General features: G+C 62.4%; 17 protein-coding genes. All 17 read left to right on the top strand.

Annotated elements, in window-relative coordinates; translation table 11 throughout:
- Window positions 1-58 precede the first annotated feature (58 nt).
- Window positions 59-1,111 (top strand): phosphate acyltransferase PlsX, encoded by a 1,053-nt coding sequence (gene plsX, locus PAN31108_RS09810; RefSeq protein WP_150668669.1) that lies wholly within the window; start codon window positions 59-61, stop codon window positions 1,109-1,111.
- A 37-nt stretch (window positions 1,112-1,148) separates the two neighbouring features.
- Window positions 1,149-2,135, top strand: coding sequence for a beta-ketoacyl-ACP synthase III (locus tag PAN31108_RS09805; RefSeq protein WP_150668668.1), 987 nt, complete (start codon window positions 1,149-1,151; stop codon window positions 2,133-2,135).
- 142 nt (window positions 2,136-2,277) lie between these two features.
- Window positions 2,278-3,207 carry an ACP S-malonyltransferase gene (gene fabD / locus PAN31108_RS09800; protein WP_150668667.1) on the top strand — a complete coding sequence of 310 codons (930 nt, stop codon included), beginning with the start codon at window positions 2,278-2,280 and terminating at the stop codon, window positions 3,205-3,207.
- A 23-nt stretch (window positions 3,208-3,230) separates the two neighbouring features.
- Window positions 3,231-3,980: a 3-oxoacyl-ACP reductase FabG gene (gene fabG / locus PAN31108_RS09795; protein ID WP_150668666.1), complete on the top strand. Its 750-nt coding sequence runs from the start codon at window positions 3,231-3,233 to the stop codon at window positions 3,978-3,980.
- A 135-nt stretch (window positions 3,981-4,115) separates the two neighbouring features.
- Window positions 4,116-4,355 carry an acyl carrier protein gene (acpP, locus tag PAN31108_RS09790; protein ID WP_069342266.1) on the top strand — a complete coding sequence of 80 codons (240 nt, stop codon included), beginning with the start codon at window positions 4,116-4,118 and terminating at the stop codon, window positions 4,353-4,355.
- A gap of 144 nt (window positions 4,356-4,499) precedes the next feature.
- Entirely contained in the window at window positions 4,500-5,738 is a 1,239-nt protein-coding gene (gene fabF, locus PAN31108_RS09785) for a beta-ketoacyl-ACP synthase II (protein ID WP_150668665.1), read from the top strand.
- A 167-nt stretch (window positions 5,739-5,905) separates the two neighbouring features.
- Window positions 5,906-6,505 (top strand): RNA polymerase sigma factor RpoE, encoded by a 600-nt coding sequence (gene rpoE, locus PAN31108_RS09780; protein ID WP_010805230.1) that lies wholly within the window; start codon window positions 5,906-5,908, stop codon window positions 6,503-6,505.
- A gap of 38 nt (window positions 6,506-6,543) precedes the next feature.
- Window positions 6,544-7,236: a sigma-E factor negative regulatory protein gene (locus PAN31108_RS09775; RefSeq protein WP_150668664.1), complete on the top strand. Its 693-nt coding sequence runs from the start codon at window positions 6,544-6,546 to the stop codon at window positions 7,234-7,236.
- Complete coding sequence (locus tag PAN31108_RS09770) at window positions 7,237-8,295, top strand: MucB/RseB C-terminal domain-containing protein (RefSeq protein WP_150668663.1); 1,059 nt, start codon at window positions 7,237-7,239, stop codon at window positions 8,293-8,295.
- A gap of 130 nt (window positions 8,296-8,425) precedes the next feature.
- Window positions 8,426-9,937, top strand: coding sequence for a DegQ family serine endoprotease (locus PAN31108_RS09765; protein ID WP_150668662.1), 1,512 nt, complete (start codon window positions 8,426-8,428; stop codon window positions 9,935-9,937).
- A gap of 8 nt (window positions 9,938-9,945) precedes the next feature.
- The gene (locus PAN31108_RS09760) at window positions 9,946-10,191 is read left to right on the top strand and encodes a glutaredoxin family protein (protein WP_150668661.1); all 246 of its coding nucleotides are present in this window, start codon (window positions 9,946-9,948) and stop codon (window positions 10,189-10,191) included.
- A gap of 208 nt (window positions 10,192-10,399) precedes the next feature.
- A complete protein-coding gene (gene lepA, locus PAN31108_RS09755) occupies window positions 10,400-12,205 on the top strand; it encodes a translation elongation factor 4 (RefSeq protein WP_150668660.1) in 1,806 nt (601 codons plus the stop codon).
- An 18-nt stretch (window positions 12,206-12,223) separates the two neighbouring features.
- A complete protein-coding gene (gene lepB, locus PAN31108_RS09750; protein WP_150668659.1) occupies window positions 12,224-13,138 on the top strand; it encodes a signal peptidase I in 915 nt (304 codons plus the stop codon).
- 277 nt (window positions 13,139-13,415) lie between these two features.
- Entirely contained in the window at window positions 13,416-14,537 is a 1,122-nt protein-coding gene (gene rnc, locus PAN31108_RS09745; RefSeq protein WP_217426291.1) for a ribonuclease III, read from the top strand.
- A 55-nt stretch (window positions 14,538-14,592) separates the two neighbouring features.
- A complete protein-coding gene (gene era, locus PAN31108_RS09740) occupies window positions 14,593-15,486 on the top strand; it encodes a GTPase Era (RefSeq protein ID WP_150668658.1) in 894 nt (297 codons plus the stop codon).
- Entirely contained in the window at window positions 15,473-16,498 is a 1,026-nt protein-coding gene (gene recO / locus PAN31108_RS09735; protein ID WP_306440138.1) for a DNA repair protein RecO, read from the top strand. The genes era and recO overlap by 14 nt, the downstream gene beginning before the upstream one ends.
- Window positions 16,495-17,256: a pyridoxine 5'-phosphate synthase gene (gene pdxJ / locus PAN31108_RS09730; RefSeq protein ID WP_150668657.1), complete on the top strand. Its 762-nt coding sequence runs from the start codon at window positions 16,495-16,497 to the stop codon at window positions 17,254-17,256. The genes recO and pdxJ overlap by 4 nt, the downstream gene beginning before the upstream one ends.
- The last annotated feature ends 165 nt before the right edge of the window (window positions 17,257-17,421 follow it).

Raw genomic sequence — 17,421 nt, 5'->3', positions numbered from 1 at the left:
AGCGGCACTTATCCTGCCGCTTTTTTTGTTACCTGTACCGCAAGCCAATCACGTCGACATGACAGTCACCCTGACGATCGATTGTATGGGCGGAGATCACGGCCCATCGGTGACGGTGCCGGCTGCGGTTCGCTTCGTGCAATCTACCGACGATGTCGAACTTGTGCTGGTCGGGCAGCAGGAGATCATCAACGCGCAGCTCGCGAAGTTGCGTGTGACGGATCACCCGCGCCTGTCCGTTGTCAATGCGAGCGAAGTCGTCGCCATGGACGACTCGGTCGAGACTGCATTGCGCAAGAAGAAAGACTCTTCGATGCGCGTGGCGCTCAATCTGGTCAAGGAAGCGCGCGCGCAGGCTTGCGTGTCCGCCGGCAATACCGGCGCGCTGATGGCCGTCTCCCGCTACGTGCTCAAGACGCTGCCCGGTATCGAGCGCCCGGCGATTGCCACGGTGTTGCCGAACCAGTTGGGCGGCTACACGACGATGCTCGATCTGGGCGCGAACGTGGACTGCGAGCCGACTCACCTGTTGCAATTTGCCGAGATGGGCCATGCGCTCGTGGCGGCGGTCGACGGTAAGGAGCGCCCGTCGATCGGTCTGCTCAACATCGGCGAAGAAGTCATCAAAGGCAACGACGTCATCAAGCAGGCGGGCGAGTTGCTGCGCGGCTCCACGCTGAACTTCTACGGCAACGTGGAAGGCAACGATATTTATCGTGGCACGACGGACATCGTCGTGTGCGATGGCTTCGTTGGCAACGTTGCACTCAAAACTTCCGAAGGCCTGGCGCAAATGCTCGGCGACATGATCCGCGAAGAGTTCACCCGCACCTGGTGGACGAAGGTGATTGCCGTCATTGCGCTGCCGATTCTCACCCGCTTCAAGAACCGCGTGGACCATCGCCGCTACAACGGCGCTGCGTTGCTCGGGCTGCGTGCGCTCGTCATCAAGAGCCACGGCTCCGCCGATGCCTACTCGTTTGAATGGGCTATCAAACGCGGCTATGATGCAGTTCGCAACGGCGTGCTCGACCGTTTGTCGCGTGCCATGCAAGAGAATCAGACCCAGCTCCAGGACACCAAACCGGTGAGCGCCATTCCGGCGCTCTGAAACCGGTCCCCGCCCCGGTGCGCTAACCGATCATAAGATGACCCAGTCCGCGATTTATTCCCGTGTCGTCGGCACCGGCAGCTACCTGCCGGCACGACGCGTGACCAATCAGCAGTTGGCAGACGAACTTGCCACCCGAGGCATCGAGACGAGCGACGAGTGGATCGTCGCGCGTACCGGCATTCAGGCACGTCACTTCGCCGCGCCCGACCAGACCAGCAGCGACATGGCGGTGGAAGCCGCCAGGCGCGCGCTCGATATGGCCGGACTGCGCGCCGACCAGATCGACCTGATCATGGTCGCCACGTCGACGCCCGACTTCGTGTTCCCCAGTACCGCCTGCCTCGTGCAAAGCAAGCTGGGCATCACGAACGGCTGTGCTGCATTCGACATTCAGGCAGTCTGCTCGGGCTTCGCGTATGCGATGGCGACGGCCGACAACTTCATTCGCTCGGGGGCGTATCGCAACGTGCTCGTGATCGGCGCCGAGACGTTCTCCCGCATCCTCGATTTCAACGATCGTACGACGTGCGTGCTGTTCGGCGACGGCGCCGGTGCGGTCGTGCTGCAGGCGTCCGCCGAGCCGGGCATTCTGTCGAGTGCGCTGCACGCCGACGGCAGCCATTCGAACATCCTCTGCGTGCCGGGCAACGTGAACGCCGGCGCGGTTCAGGGTGAAGCGTTCCTCTACATGGACGGTCAGGCGGTGTTCAAGCTGGCTGTGAAGGTGCTCGAGAAGGTGGCCCACGAGGCCCTCGAGAAGGCTGGGCTGGAAGCGTCGGCGATCGATTGGCTGATCCCGCACCAGGCCAATCTGCGCATCATGACGAGCACCGCCCGCAAGCTGGATGCCGAGGCGAAGATGGTCGTGACCGTCGATCAGCACGGTAACACCTCTGCCGCGTCGATTCCCCTTGCCCTCGACGTCGCAGTGCGCGACGGTCGCATCAAGGCGGGGCATACCGTCATGATCGAAGGCGTGGGGGGCGGTTTCACGTGGGGCGCGGTGCTGTTCCGCATGTAAAAAGTATCCCGGCGCACGGGCGTTGTGCGAACCGGCTGCGCTTCGATGAGCGCGCGGTTGGCGGCGATGCTCTCGTGCGCGTCATGCCGGCGCGCGACGATGCGCTGCCATGTTTCTGAATCTGACTGCAAAACCAGGCGCTATGACATTCGCTTTCGTTTTCCCGGGACAAGGATCCCAATCGGTGGGCATGCTCGACGCGTTCGCAGACAACGCGGTGGTGCGCGAAGTGCTTGCCGAAGCTTCGGATGCCCTCGGGCAGGACATGGCGCAGCTGATCGCTGCGGGTCCTGCCGAAGCACTGAATCTCACCACCAATACCCAGCCGGTGATGCTCACCGCCGCCTATGCGATGTACCGCGCGTGGCTGGCCGACGGCGGCGCGAAGCCGTCGTTCGTCGCGGGTCACAGCCTCGGTGAATACACGGCGCTGGTCGCTGCGGGCGTGATCGCGTTCAAGGACGCTGTGCCGCTCGTGCGCTTTCGCGCCCAGGCCATGCAGGAAGCCGTGCCCGTCGGGCAGGGCGGCATGGCGGCGGTCCTCGGTCTGGACGACGACACCGTGCGCAACGTCTGCGCGGAAGCGTCGTCAACGGGTGTGGTCGAGGCCGTCAACTTCAATGCTCCGGCGCAGGTCGTGATCGCCGGCGCCAAGGCTGGCGTGGAGAAGGCTTGCGAGCTGGCCAAGGCCGCCGGTGCGAAGCGCGCGCTCGTGCTGCCCGTGTCGGCGCCGTTCCACTCGTCGCTGCTCAAGCCGGCGTCGGATCGCCTGCGCGAGTATCTCGCGAACGTGACGTTTAACGTTCCGCAGATCCCGCTCGTCAATAACGTGGATGTGGCCGTCGAATCGGACGTGGCTCGCATCAAGGACGCGCTCGTGCGTCAGGCTGCCGCGCCGGTGCGCTGGGTCGAATCGGTGAAGTGGCTCGCCGCGCAGGGCGTGACGCAAGTCGTCGAGTGCGGTCCGGGCAAGGTGCTGACCGGCCTGACCAAGCGTATCGACGGCAATCTCACGGGTTTGGCGATCACCGATCCGGCATCGCTCGCCGAAGTGCGCGCCCAACTCTCGTAAGCCATAGGCAAGGTATTTCTTTCATGAGCAAGCAACTCGACAACCTCGTGGCGCTGGTGACCGGCGCCTCGCGCGGCATCGGTCGCGCCATCGCCCTCGAACTCGCTCGCCAGGGCGCAACGGTCGTAGGTACCGCTACCAGTGAAGCCGGTGCACAAGGCATCGACGCTTACTTTGCGGAAGCGGGCGTCCCCGGCAAGGGCATTGTCCTGAATGTGACCGACGCCGAAGGCGTGGCCGCAGCACTGGACGACATCCTCAAGCAGCACGGTAAGCTCGACATCCTCGTCAATAATGCCGGCATCACCCGCGATAACCTCGCGATGCGCATGAAGGACGATGAGTGGGACGACGTGATCGACACCAACCTGAAGGCGATCTTCCGTCTCTCGCGGGCCGTGATCAAGCCGATGATGAAGGCGCGTAGCGGCCGGATCATCAATGTCACCTCGGTCGTCGGTTCGGCCGGCAATCCGGGGCAGGCCAACTACGCTGCCGCCAAGGCGGGCGTGGCCGGCATGTCGCGCTCGCTGGCCGCTGAGATCGGTAGCCGCAACATTACCGTCAACTGCGTTGCCCCGGGTTTTATCGATACGGATATGACCAAGGCGCTCGGCGAAGCGCAGCACGAAGCGCTCAAGGCACGCATTCCGCTGGGGCGCCTCGGCGCGCCGGAAGATATTGCGAATGCGGTCGCGTTCCTCGCGTCTCCGCAAGCCGCCTACATCACCGGCACCACGTTGCACGTGAACGGCGGCATGTTTATGAATTGATGGAGATGTGTGCAGATATGTGAAAATTACATGTATTTGCACGACATTGAACATTATTTGGCGCATGCTAACTTTGCTTGGCAAACCTGTTAAAATGCGCGCACTTGTCTGAACTAACTACCCCGGAGGGTTTGAATGGATAACATTGAGCAACGCGTCAAGAAGATCGTCGCGGAACAACTTGGCGTGGCTGAAGCCGACGTTAAGAACGAATCCAGCTTCGTGAACGATCTCGGCGCTGACTCGCTCGACACGGTTGAGCTGGTGATGGCTCTGGAAGAAGAGTTCGAGATCGAGATCCCGGACGAAGACGCTGAAAAGATCACCACCGTGCAGCAAGCCATCGATTTCGCCCAGGCTCAGTCGAAGGCCTAACAGGCCTACGGATCGCCTGATTGGCCGGGATGCCGACCGGCTCCTGGCGTCAGGCCTGCCTGTCAGCCGCAGGGAGCGCAGGGTCGGACCTTGTCGCCTCTGTGGCTTTTGTTTTGTATGACCCAGCAGAAGAAGGGGAGTATCGTGAGTCGTCGTCGCGTCGTCATTACCGGTCTGGGCCTGATCTCGCCGGTCGGCAACACCGTTGCCGAAGGTTGGGAAAATCTGGTCGCGGGTCGTTCGGGCATCGCCAACATCACGAAGTTCGATGCGAGCAACCATAAGGTTCGCTTTGCAGGCGAAGTCAAAAACTTCGATACCGAGAAGTATCTGTCGGCCAAGGAAGCGCGCCGCATGGATACGTTCATCCATTTCGGCCTTGCCGCCGGCATCCAGGCGTTTGAAGACAGCGGCCTGCAGATCACCGCAGAGAACGCCGAGCGCGTAGGTGTGCTGGTCGGCTCCGGTATCGGCGGCCTGCCGATGATCGAAGATACGCAGACCGATTTGCTCAATGGCGGTCCGCGCAAGATTTCCCCATTCTTCGTGCCGGGTTCGATCATCAACATGATCTCCGGTCATCTGTCGATCAAGTACGGCCTGAAGGGTCCGAACCTCGCCATCGTCACGGCTTGCACGACCGGTCTGCACTGTATCGGTCAGGCGGCGCGCATGATTCAGTATGGCGACGCGGACGCGGTGCTCGCCGGCGGTGCCGAATCGACGGTGTCGCCGCTGGGCATCGGCGGTTTCGCTGCGATGACGGCGCTGTCCGCACGCAACGACGACCCGGCAACCGCGAGCCGTCCGTGGGACAAGGACCGCGACGGTTTCGTGCTGGGCGAAGGCGCTGGCGTGATGATGGTCGAGGAGTATGAGCACGCCAAGGCGCGCGGCGCGAAGATCTACGCCGAGCTCAAGGGCTTCGGCATGAGCGCCGACGCCTACCACATGACCGCACCGTGCGAAGACGGCGATGGCGCACTGCGCGCCATGGCGAATGCGCTGCGCGACGCCGGCATCAACGCCGATGCCGTCAATTATGTGAACGCGCATGGTACCTCGACGCCGCTGGGCGATATCGCCGAGACGGTCGCGGTCAAGCGTCTGATGGGCGATGCGGCCAAGCGCGTGGTGGTGAACTCCACCAAGTCGATGACCGGCCACTTGCTGGGCGGCGCCGGCGGTCTGGAGTCGGTGTTCACCGTGCTCGCCGTGCACCATCAGAAGTCTCCGCCGACGATCAACATCTTCAATCAGGACCCGGCTTGCGACCTTGACTACTGCGCAAACGAGGCTCGTGATCTGAAAATTGATGTCGCGTTGAAGAACTCTTTCGGATTTGGCGGGACTAACGGCTCGCTGGTCTTCCAGCGCGTCTAAGTTCGCGGGACGCCGCGCAGGCGTCCCGTCCCGCTGACCCACGCTCCGGTGAGTGTGCCCGGGCGTGCGGCGTCAAAGACACTTCCAGCCGCGGCGGCAAGTGCTGCCGTGGTGCAATCGGGCCCGACCGGGGCCTGGCAGCCAGAGAAAATACGGATCCATATCAGGTGAGTGAACGAGAAATCGACCAGGCGCTCGTCGAGCGCGTGCAAAAGGGCGACAAAGCCGCCTTCGAGCTATTGGTCGCGAAATATCACCGCAAGATCATCCGCCTCGTATCGCGGCTCGTGCGCGACGCCGCCGAGGTCGAGGATGTGACGCAGGAGGCCTTTATCAAGGCCTACCGTGCCTTGCCGCAGTTTCGCGGCGAGTCGGCGTTCTATACCTGGTTGTATCGTATTGCTGTCAACACGGCGAAAAACCACCTGGCAACGCAGGGGCGCCGTGCACCGACTTCGACTGAAGCGAACGCTGAAGAAGCGGAAACTTTTGCCGAGGCCGATCAACTAAGGGATATCAACACGCCTGAGTCGATGCTGATGAGCAAGCAGATTGCTCAAACGGTCAACACAGCGATGGAGGCTTTGCCCGATGAACTTCGGACGGCGATCACCCTGCGGGAAATCGAGGGTTTGAGCTACGAAGAGATCGCCGAAGCCATGGGGTGCCCGATCGGAACGGTCCGTTCGCGAATTTTCCGGGCGCGTGAAGCGATTGCCAGCCGGCTCAGGCCGCTGCTGGACACGCCTGACGGTAAGCGCTGGTGAGCGCGCCGCCGGGGAAGTTATTTTCGTTGGGGGATATCATGGGATCAGCGACGGTGCAAACGCAGCGGGGGCTGCAAGCCGAGCGGATTTCCGCGTTGATGGACGGGGAATTCGATCCGGACGAACTAGCCGCCCTGCTGGACGAGGCTGACACCTCGGGCCGGCCTCTGTGGGACGACTACCACCTGATCGGGGACGCATTGCGTTCCGATGAACTGACGCTGCCGCGTTCGGAGTCTGCCTTCATGGCTTCCTTCGCGGCACGCCTCGAAGCCGAGCCGCACCTGCTTGCACCGGCCGCCCTGGCCGATGCGCAGGCCGCCGCGCCGGGCGCGAAGGCCGCAGGCTCGCGAGTCACGCGAATCAATCCGTTCCTGCGCGTACGTCGGGTCCTGCCGACGGCCGCTGCCGCGGCTGCCGTCGCAGCGCTGTCGTGGGTTGTCGTGCCGCGTCTGCAGGATCATCCGGCTGGCGGTACGCAGCCGCAAGTGCTCGCTCAGGCGGCATCGCCGGCAGCCGGCGGTTCGAGCCTCACTCGTGTGGCGCTGTCGCAGTCGCCGCAAGCGGCCGTAGCCGCCAACGGTGCGAGCGCGGGCGCGACGAACGATCTGATCGTGCTGCGCGATGCGCGTCTCGACCAGTATCTGGCGGCTCACCAGCAATACGCGCCGGCCCCTATCGGCCAGAGCGTTTCCCCCTACATGCGAGCCTCGGCGCAAGCGGACGAATAAATGCAGCGCCTGAGTATCGAATCCTTGCCGCGTGCGCCCATCGGGCGCACTTTCTTCCTGTTCGCTTTTCTGCTGGCGACCACGCTGCAAACGCAAGCTTGGGCGCAGGCGTCCGCACCTTCGGTCGATCCGCTGATCGAGAAGCGTGAGGTCAGCGCGTGGCTCAACAAGATCCATCGCGCAGCGCAGACGCAGAACTACATTGGCACCTTCGTCTATCAGCGTGGCTCGACCATGCGTTCGTCGAAGATCAGCCACTTTGCCGATAAGGGCAATGAGTACGAAGAGCTCGAGACGCTCGACGGACGTCAGCGCCGCATTCTGCGTCAGAACGAAGACGTCTACACGCTGATTCCGGAGCAGAAGACCGTTTTCCTGGAGAAGCGGGAGAGCAAGGATTCTTTCCCCGCTTTGCTCGCGACCCCCACACGCGACGTCCTTGATTATTACGCGCCGAAGCTGCTGCCGAACGAACGGATGGCCGGTTTCGACTGCATGGTGATCGAACTCTCGCCGAAGGACGACTTCCGGTTCGGTTATCGTCTGTGGGCCGATCGCAACACCGGGTTGCTGCTGCGCGCGCAGACGCTCGACGCCGAAGGCCATCTGCTCGAACAGGCGGCGTTTTCGCAAATTTCGATTGGCGTGCCGAACGAGAAGGCGCGCATCGTTCACGCGATCCAGTCCACGCACGGCTGGCATGTCGTCAAGCCGCAAATTGCCTCCACGCGATTGTCCGATGCCGGCTGGAGTATCGACGTCGACAAGAAGGTGCCGGGATTCAAGGCGGTTCGCGAAGTGCGTCGCACGATGCGTTCGGCGCCCGACAGCAAACCGCTGGAAGTCCAGCAGGTGGTATATTCCGACGGCATGGCCGGTCTTTCGGTGTTTATCGAACCGGCCACGCGTGAACGCAAGGAAGGCCACGGTAGTGCTGGGGCGACGAACATCCTCATCAAGCGCTACGGCGACTTCTGGCTGACCTTGCTCGGCGAAGTGCCGCAGGCCACCCTGCAACAATTCGCCTCCAGTATCGAGTACAAACAGCCGGCGAAGTGACCGGCTGTCGGGTGGACCGTGACCGGTAACGGCGCGGTCCGGGTAGCGAGGCGCTTATGAGACGCAAAGCGGCGTCGGGTGCCGGACTGCCTTCAGGGATTCCGAGACTTTCGCGCACCACGATCTTCCAATGAAGAAGACTCTCCTGCTTCGTGTCATCCTTGGCGGCGCCATTGCCGCCCAATTGGCGGGAGCCCCCGCCGCCTATGCCGCACCGGCCTCGGCACCGTCCGGCGGTTCAACGGCGTCGAACGCCCCGCTTGTCAGCAACCTTCCCGATTTCACTCAACTCGTCGACCGTGTCGGCCCGGCAGTCGTAAATATCCGTACGACCGAGCGCGTTGGCCGCAATCAGCGTGGTTTGCCGCCGGGGGTGGACGACGACATGGCCGAGCTGTTCCGTCGTTTCTTCGGCGTGCCCATGCCGCAGCAGCCAGGCCCGAAGGGCGGCACGCCGCGACGCGGCCAGCCGCAGCCGGATGAAGAGCAAAACAGTGGCGTGGGCTCGGGCTTCATCGTCTCTAACGACGGCTACATTCTCACGAATGCGCACGTCGTCGACGGGGCGGACAGCATCTATGTCACCCTGACCGACAAACGCGAATTCAAGGCAAAGCTGGTCGGCGCCGACAAGCGTACCGACGTGGCCGTGGTCAAGGTGGAAGCCAAGGACCTGCCGACGGTGCCCGTCGGTGATTCGAACAAGCTGCGTGTCGGCGAGTGGGTGGTGGCCATCGGCTCGCCGTTCGGTCTCGAAAACACGGTTACGGCGGGCATCGTGTCGGCCAAGGGCCGCGACACGGGCGACTATTTGCCGTTCATTCAGACGGATGTGGCCGTGAACCCGGGCAATTCCGGCGGTCCGCTCATCAACATGCGCGGCGAGGTCGTAGGCATCAACTCGATGATCTACAGCCAGACCGGCGGCTTCATGGGCATTTCGTTCGCGATTCCGATCGACGAAGTCATGCGCGTGGTCGATCAGCTCAAGAAGACGGGCAAGGTCGTGCGGGGTCGCATCGGTGTGGCAATCAGCGAGGTCAGCAAGGACGTCGCGGATTCGCTGGGCTTGCCGCGTGCCCAAGGCGCGCTGGTGCGCAGCGTCGAGCCAGGCAGCCCGGCCGAAAAGGCGGGCGTGCAGCCGGGCGACATCATCATGAAGTTCGAGGGGCGCGCCGTCGATCACGCGACCGATCTGCCGCGAATGGTCGGTGAGACCAAGCCGGGTTCTGGCGCCACGTTGCAAGTGTTGCGCAAGGGCAAGACCCAGGATCTGAAGATCACGATTGCCGAAGCCGATGCCGACACGCCCAAGGCGTCGAAGGCGCAGGGCGGCAGCGCCGATACGCCGCATCCGAACGCCCTGGGGCTGGTCGTCTCCGATCTAACCGAGGCGCAGAAGAAGGATATGAAGCTGCGTGGCGGCGTGCAGGTCGAACTCGCGGAAGGCCCGGCAGGCCGCGCCGGTCTTCAGCAAGGCGACATCATCCTGCGCGTGGGCGACGCCGATATCGCCAACGCCAAACAGTTCGAGGAAGTCGTCAAGGCGCTCGATCCGAAGCGTCTGGTGCCGATTCTGGTGCGTCGCGGCGACGCCACGCAGTTCGTGCCGCTGCGCCCGCGTGCGCCGAGCAGCAAGTAATTGCGTCGATGACCGCGCCGGCGTTCACGCTTTACGGCCGCAAGTGGTGTCATCTGTGCGATGACATGCTTGCGGCGCTCGAAGCGATGCGCCCGGCGTGGGATTTTTCGGTAACGGTCGTGGATGTCGACAGCGATCCGGCGTTGGAAGCCAAATACGACGAAATCGTGCCGGTGCTGGCATTGGGGGCGCGGGAGTTATGCCGCTATCGTTTCGACGTCGATGCTGTCGCCGCCGCGTTTGTCTCGGATTGACGCCGCATCTCATTCGGCCTGCCGCGAATTTCACCGACGACGCCGAGACCTTCCTGCCATTTCCGGCGTACCGCCGCGAAACGTGAGATCCCCGCGCGATTCCGGGCGGTATCGATGCGCTTTCGGCTAAAATGTCGTGTTTGCCGATTCTCTCGAAAGCCGCTGCCGAGCCGAATCCGATGGCACCGACTTTTCTATAGCCCGCCTCATGGACCATATTCGCAATTTTTCGATCATCGCCCACATCGACCACGGGAAATCGACCCTGGCCGATCGCATCATCCAGCTTAGCGGCGGTTTGTCCGATCGTGAAATGGAATCGCGCGTCCTCGACTCGATGGATCTCGAACGCGAGCGCGGCATCACCATCAAGGCGCAGACCGCCGCGCTGCAATACAAGGCGCGCGACGGCAAGGTCTACAACCTCAACCTCATCGATACGCCGGGACACGTCGACTTCTCGTACGAAGTGAGCCGTTCGCTGTCCGCTTGCGAAGGCGCGCTGCTCGTGGTCGACGCCTCGCAAGGGGTCGAAGCGCAGACGGTGGCGAACTGCTATACCGCCATCGAACTGGGCGTGGAAGTCGTGCCGGTGCTCAACAAGATCGATTTGCCGTCCGCTGAACCCGAAAACGCGATTCAGGAGATCGAGGACGTCATCGGGATCGAGGCGACCGACGCCGTGCGCTGCTCGGCCAAGACCGGTTTGGGCGTGGAAGACGTGCTCGAAGCGCTGATCGCCAAGGTGCCGCCGCCCAAGGGCGACGCCAACGCTGCGCTGCAAGCGCTGATCATCGACTCCTGGTTCGACAGCTACGTCGGGGTGGTGATGCTGGTGCGTGTGGTGAACGGCACGCTCAAGCCCAAGGACAAGATTCATCTGATGGCGACGGGTTCGAGCCACCTGGTCGAACAGGTGGGGGTGTTCACGCCGAAATCGCAGCAGCGTACGTCGCTGTCCGCCGGTCAGGTGGGCTTCATCATCTCGGGTATCAAGGAACTCGGCGCTGCGAAGGTGGGCGATACCGTGACGCACGCCGTCACGACCACCACCAAGCCGGCCGACGCACCGCTGCCCGGCTTCAAGGAAGTCAAGCCGCAGGTGTTCGCCGGTCTCTATCCGGTCGAAGCGAACCAGTACGACGCGCTGCGCGAGTCGCTCGAAAAGCTCAAGCTCAACGATGCGTCGCTCCAGTACGAACCGGAAGTTTCGCAAGCGTTGGGCTTCGGCTTCCGCTGTGGCTTCCTGGGCCTGCTGCACATGGAAATCGTGCAGGAGCGTCTGGAGCGCGAGTTCGACATGGACCTCATTACCACGGCGCCGACCGTGATCTACGAGGTGACGGAGCGCGACGGCACGGTCGTGTCGGTGGAAAACCCGTCGAAGATGCCGGATCCGGGCCGTATCGAAGAAGTTCGCGAACCTATCGTGACCGTGAACCTCTATATGCCGCAGGAGTATGTCGGTTCGGTCGTGACGTTGTGCCAGCAAAAACGCGGCATCCAGATCGACATGCAGTATCACGGCCGTCAGGTCCGTCTGATTTACGAAATTCCGATGGCGGAAATCGTGCTCGACTTCTTCGATCGTCTGAAGTCGGTGTCGCGCGGTTATGCGTCGATGGACTACGAGTTCAAGGAGTATCGCGCGTCGGACGTGGTCAAGGTCGACATGCTCATCAACAGCGACAAGGTCGACGCGCTGTCGATCATCGTTCACCGTTCGGAGAGCCGTCGTCGTGGTGCGCAGGTTGCATCGAAGATGCGGGAAATCATTCCGCGTCAGATGTACGATGTGGCGATTCAGGCGGCGATCGGTGCGAACATCATTGCCCGTGAGAACATCAAGGCATTGCGCAAGAACGTGCTGGCGAAGTGCTATGGTGGTGACATCACGCGTAAGAAGAAGCTGCTCGAGAAACAGAAGGAAGGTAAGAAGCGCATGAAGCAGGTGGGGAGCGTTGAAATTCCCCAGGAAGCGTTCCTTGCCATTTTGCAAGTCGAAGACAAATAACGTAGCGACGGGTCCCGCATGAATTTCGCCCTGATTCTTTTGATCCTGGTGCTGGTGACCGGGGTGGCCTGGGTGGCCGACAAGTTGGTGTTTCAACCGGCGCGCCGCCGGGCAGCACAGGACGCTGTGGCGCAATTCGATCAGCAGCAGTTGTCGTTGCAGGGGTCCGGCATTCAGGGCTCCGGGGCGCAGGAAGGCCATGCACTGGCGAGCGCTCGTGCGAAGTTGCGGGACGACAAACTGCGTCAGCCGTGGTGGCTGGAGTACTCGGCCAGCTTCTTCCCGGTGATTCTGGCGGTGTTCGTGCTGCGCTCGTTCGTGGTCGAGCCGTTCAAGATTCCCTCCGGTTCGATGATTCCGACGCTGCTCGTCGGCGACTTCATCCTTGTGAACAAGTTCGACTACGGCATTCGTCTGCCCGTGGTGAACAAGAAGATCATCGATCTCGGCGAGCCGAAGCGTGGCGACGTGGTGGTGTTCCGTTACCCGAAGGACGAGTCGATGGACTACATCAAGCGCGTGATCGGTGTGCCGGGCGATGTCGTGGCTTATCAGAACAAGAAGCTCACGATCAACGGGCAGCCGGTGCCGGAAACGGCCCTGCCGGATTACTTCGACGACGAGCACATTGCTTACTTCAAGCAGTTCGAAGAGACGGTGGGGGGTGTCAAGAACCGGATTCTGAACGATCCGAACGTGCCGCCCTACATCATGGGCGCCGACGACTTCCCGAACAAGCAGAACTGCCAGTACAACAGCCAGGGCGTGATCTGCAAGGTGCCGCCGGGCAACTACTTCATGATGGGCGACAACCGCGACAACAGTGCGGATAGCCGTTACTGGGGCTTTGTGCCGGAGCAGAACATCGTGGGACGGGCGTTCTTCATCTGGATGAACTTCTCGAATCTGAAGCGCCTGGGCAGCTTCCAGTAAGTGGGGTTTTCGCCCGGGCGAGGTCGCCTCCTCGGGTGAAGGGTGAATTAATGCGGAAATTGACGTAATTTCGTTAATTTCCGCATTATTGTTTTTAAATAAGAAATAAAAGATGCGACGGGTGGAGGCTGCTGTAGGGAGGGATCTGTCCTGACCTCGGCGTTGTCCGATCCACCGCTCTCACGCGAGTCCGAAAAGCCCGCCACACGGGGGTAAAGCCCGTCGTTTCTTGGCGACGACGCGCGCCGGGGCGGGAGCGTCGCGCTATACTTGCGCCATGCCTCAATCTCTGAACCAACTGGAAGAACGCCTCCAGTATCGTTTCCACGATGCGGAATTGCTTTGCCAAGCACTGACGCACCGTAGCCATAGTGCCGCCAATAATGAGCGGCTGGAGTTTCTCGGCGATTCCATTCTCAACTGCTCTGTCGCGGCGATTCTGTTTCGTCGCTACGGCAAGCTCGATGAAGGCGACCTCTCTCGTGTGCGTGCCAATCTCGTCAAGCAACAATCGTTGTACGAGATCGCGCAGACGCTTGGCGTTTCCGATTTCCTGCGCTTAGGCGAAGGCGAGCTCAAGAGCGGTGGTTTCCGTCGTCCGTCGATTTTGGCCGACACCCTCGAAGCCTTGTTCGGTGCGATGTATCTCGATGGCGGGTTCGAAGCCGCCTATGCGGTCATCGAACGTCTGTACACGCCGGTGCTCGAACATGTCGATCCCAAGACGCTTGGCAAAGATGCCAAGACGCTGCTCCAGGAGTATCTGCAAGGGCACAAGATCGCGTTGCCGCAGTACACCGTGATCGCCACGCATGGCGCCGCGCACAACCAGCAGTTCGAGGTCGAGTGCACGGTGCCGAAGCTCGACATCAAGGTCGGCGGCTCCGGCGCGAGCCGTCGCGCGGCGGAGCAGGCCGCAGCCAAGAAGGCGCTGGAGGAAGTGCAAAAGATGCCGGCGCTTGCCAAGCCCAAGGCGGAGAAGAGCGCCAAGGCCGCGAAGAAGCGCGCTGCGAAGGCGGCGGCGTCCGAAGCGAAAAAGGCGGAGAAGGCTGCGAGTGCGACGCATGCAACGAATGCGACACATGCAACGAATGCGACGCAGACGACGCAGGCGAGCGCCCCGCAAGTCATCGAGCCGAAAGACGCGAAGGATTTGAAGGATTCGAAGGACGTCAAGGAGTCGCGAGAACCGAAGGACGGGCGCGATGCCGTGGCCGGATCGACCGCTGCGCCGGCGATGACCGCGTCGAGTCACGTCGTGCCGCGCGGTACGATCGCTTCGACCGACAAGCCGGCGGACAAGCTCTCGGAGAAACCTGCCGAGAAGATCGTCGAAAAATCGTCGGAGAAACCGGCAGAGAAGGCCGACGGCGCCAAGCAACCTCCGGCAGCCGCCTGAGTCCCATTTGGGGGAGCGCGCAGCGCGCCGCCCCTTTTCAAGAGAGTTTCCAATCATGAACGATAAGACGGATTTTCGCTGCGGTACCGTGGCGATCGTCGGGCGTCCGAACGTCGGCAAATCGACGTTGCTCAACGCCCTCGTCGGTCAGAAGATCAGCATCACGTCGCGCAAGGCGCAGACGACGCGACATCGCATTACCGGCATCAACACGACGGACGACGCGCAGTACATCTTTGTCGACACCCCAGGGTTTCAAACGCGTCACGCCACGGCGCTGAACCGCTCGCTCAACCGGGCGGTGACGTCCACCCTGTCGAGCGTCGATGTCGTAATGTTCGTTATCGAAGCGGGCACCTTCGGACCGGACGACGAGAAGGTCCTCAAGCTGTTGCCCGAGAGCACGCCGGTGCTGCTGATCGTCAATAAGCTCGATCGCATCACGGACAAGGCCGAGATGCTGCCGTTCCTGCGCAAGGTCGGCGAAGTGCGCGACTTCCGGGAAATCGTGCCGCTGTCGGCGAAGCGCTCGGACGACATCAAGCGCCTGCTTGGTGTGCTGCGTCCGTATCTGCTCGAAGGCGACCCGATCTATGGCGAAGATGATCTGACCGATCGCAGCGAACGCTTCATGGCGGCGGAAATCCTGCGGGAGAAGGTGTTCCGCTGGACGGGCGACGAGTTGCCGTACACGAGCACGGTCATCATCGACAAGTTCGAAGTCGAAGGGAATCTGCGCCGTATCTTCGCGACGATTCTGGTCGATCGCGACAATCACAAGGCGATGATCATCGGTAACAAAGGCGCGAAGCTCAAGCAGATTTCGACCGACGCGCGTCTCGACATGGCGAAGCTTTTCGACGGGCCGGTGTATCTGGAAGTCTGGATCAAGGTGAAGGGCGGCTGGGCCGACAATGAGGCCGGCCTGCGGGCATATGGCTACGAGTGAGCTCGATACTGCACGCGACGCCGCCGATGCCCCCCCCGAGGTAACACCGGGGGGCAGCTCGCCGCGAACGTCGCGTGGATCCTCGTCGCCGGCGGCCGGTGCGAGACCCACGCGCCAGTCCCGCAGTCCGCGCGCGCGTGCTGTGGACGACGAGGCGTCTGAGGCGTTTCGGCAAGCCGAGGCCAATGCCGAAAGCATCGGTCGTAGCGAAAAGCCAGACGCCCGGCCAGACGCCCAGCGTGAAACCAAGCGGGTTCGACGTGCGCCGTCGCCCGCACGGGCGGCCGAGCGCGAACAGAGTCGGGTGACGGAACAACCTGGCTTTGTCCTCCACAGTTATCCCTATCGCGAAACCAGCCTGATCATCGATGTGCTCACGCGGGATCATGGGCGTATCGCGCTTGTCGCCAAGGGCGCGAAGCGTCCGCATTCGGCGCTGCGCGGCGTGCTTCAGACGTTTCAGCCACTCTCGCTCGCCTGGCTCGGCAAGGGCGAATTGCGCACGTTGACGAAAGCCGAGTGGGTAGGCGGGCTGCGTCCGCTCGAAGGCGACGCGCTGCTCTCCGGCTTTTATCTGAACGAACTGCTGGTGAAGTTCTGCGCGCGCGACGATCCCCATGACAAGCTGTTCCAGCACTATCTGACAACGCTCCACCATCTCGCGCATGGCGAACCGGCCGGCATCATTCTGCGCGCGTTCGAGCGCGTGCTGTTGCGCGAGACCGGCTATGCCGTCGCGTTCGATCGATGTACGCAAACGCGCGGCAAGGTGACAGCCGATCGCCGCTATGTGTTCCATCCCGACTGGGGCGTGCGACCGGCGCGCGGCGACGAGCCGTCGGACTGGCCCGTCGTGATCGGGCAGACGTTGCTCGACATGGAGCAAGACGACTATTCGCGGGCGCAGACCGTGCAGCAAAGCAAGCTGCTCATGCGCTTTCTTCTCAACCACCATTTGGGCGGCGTGCCGCTCAATACCCGGCAGATCCTGCTCGACCTGCAAAAACTATGAGCCTCTTCTTCCAAGGCAACCCCATCGACCTCGGGGTGAACATCGATCACGTGGCGACGGTGCGCAATGCTCGTGGCACGGCTTATCCCGACCCGATCAAGGCCGCCCTGTTGGCCGAAGCGGCGGGCGCGGACGTGATTACGTTGCACCTGCGTGAAGATCGTCGCCACATTCGCGACGAGGACGTGACGAATCTGCGCGACAAGCTGATCACGCGCATGAACCTCGAATGTGCGGTCACGGAAGAAATGCTCGCGATTGCGTGTCGCGTGAAACCGCACGACGTCTGTCTGGTGCCGGAGAGCCGTCAGGAACTCACGACCGAAGGCGGGTTGGATGTCGTTGGTCTGTACGACCGGATTGCGGCGGCCACGCAGCAACTCGGCAACGCAGGCAGCCGGGTGTCGCTTTTCATCGATCCGGACGAAGCACCGATTCGCGCCGCCGCACGTATGGGCGCACCGGTCGTCGAGCTTCACACCGGCCGTTACGCCGAAGCCCATGACGAAGCGACCCGCGAGGCGGAGTTCGCCCGCATCGAACGCGCGGTCGCGCTTGGGGTGTCGCTGGGACTGCGTGTGAATGCCGGTCATGGTCTGCACTACGAAAACGTGCAGCCGATCGCGGCCATTGAAGGCATTTCCGAACTGAACATCGGTCACGCCATCGTTGCCCATGCGCTCTTCGCCGGCTGGGAGAACGCGGTGCGCGAGATGAAGGCGATCATGGTCGCCAGCCGCGTCGCCTCGCGCGGTTGAGGCGCATCGCTTCCGCTCGCCACTGCCGATCACCCGACCACGCGACGCTACCTTCATGAGCGATCCGACAACATCGTCTCCCACGTCTCCCACGTCTCCCACGTCGCCCACGCCCGCCGACGTTCCGCCGCAGCGCGCACACGTCGTCGGCGCTGCGCAGGGCGC

The sequence above is a fragment of the Pandoraea anhela genome, assembly GCF_902459655.1.
GTDB classification, from domain to species: domain Bacteria; phylum Pseudomonadota; class Gammaproteobacteria; order Burkholderiales; family Burkholderiaceae; genus Pandoraea; species Pandoraea anhela.
The sequence above is the reverse complement of the archived record's forward strand: the minus strand, read 5'-3'. Positions and strand labels throughout refer to the sequence as shown.

What these genes read in the sequence shown, in the direction of transcription:
- plsX (WP_150668669.1), top strand. Translation starts at nt 59, where the DNA reads ATGACAGTCACCCTGACGATCGATTGTATGGGCGGAGATCACGGCCCA.
- PAN31108_RS09805 (WP_150668668.1), top strand. Translation starts at nt 1,149, where the DNA reads ATGACCCAGTCCGCGATTTATTCCCGTGTCGTCGGCACCGGCAGCTAC.
- fabD (WP_150668667.1), top strand. Translation starts at nt 2,278, where the DNA reads ATGACATTCGCTTTCGTTTTCCCGGGACAAGGATCCCAATCGGTGGGC.
- fabG (WP_150668666.1), top strand. Translation starts at nt 3,231, where the DNA reads ATGAGCAAGCAACTCGACAACCTCGTGGCGCTGGTGACCGGCGCCTCG.
- acpP (WP_069342266.1), top strand. Translation starts at nt 4,116, where the DNA reads ATGGATAACATTGAGCAACGCGTCAAGAAGATCGTCGCGGAACAACTT.
- PAN31108_RS09775 (WP_150668664.1), top strand. Translation starts at nt 6,544, where the DNA reads ATGGGATCAGCGACGGTGCAAACGCAGCGGGGGCTGCAAGCCGAGCGG.
- PAN31108_RS09770 (WP_150668663.1), top strand. Translation starts at nt 7,237, where the DNA reads ATGCAGCGCCTGAGTATCGAATCCTTGCCGCGTGCGCCCATCGGGCGC.
- PAN31108_RS09765 (WP_150668662.1), top strand. Translation starts at nt 8,426, where the DNA reads ATGAAGAAGACTCTCCTGCTTCGTGTCATCCTTGGCGGCGCCATTGCC.
- PAN31108_RS09760 (WP_150668661.1), top strand. Translation starts at nt 9,946, where the DNA reads ATGACCGCGCCGGCGTTCACGCTTTACGGCCGCAAGTGGTGTCATCTG.
- lepA (WP_150668660.1), top strand. Translation starts at nt 10,400, where the DNA reads ATGGACCATATTCGCAATTTTTCGATCATCGCCCACATCGACCACGGG.
- lepB (WP_150668659.1), top strand. Translation starts at nt 12,224, where the DNA reads ATGAATTTCGCCCTGATTCTTTTGATCCTGGTGCTGGTGACCGGGGTG.
- rnc (WP_217426291.1), top strand. Translation starts at nt 13,416, where the DNA reads ATGCCTCAATCTCTGAACCAACTGGAAGAACGCCTCCAGTATCGTTTC.
- era (WP_150668658.1), top strand. Translation starts at nt 14,593, where the DNA reads ATGAACGATAAGACGGATTTTCGCTGCGGTACCGTGGCGATCGTCGGG.
- recO (WP_306440138.1), top strand. Translation starts at nt 15,473, where the DNA reads ATGGCTACGAGTGAGCTCGATACTGCACGCGACGCCGCCGATGCCCCC.
- pdxJ (WP_150668657.1), top strand. Translation starts at nt 16,495, where the DNA reads ATGAGCCTCTTCTTCCAAGGCAACCCCATCGACCTCGGGGTGAACATC.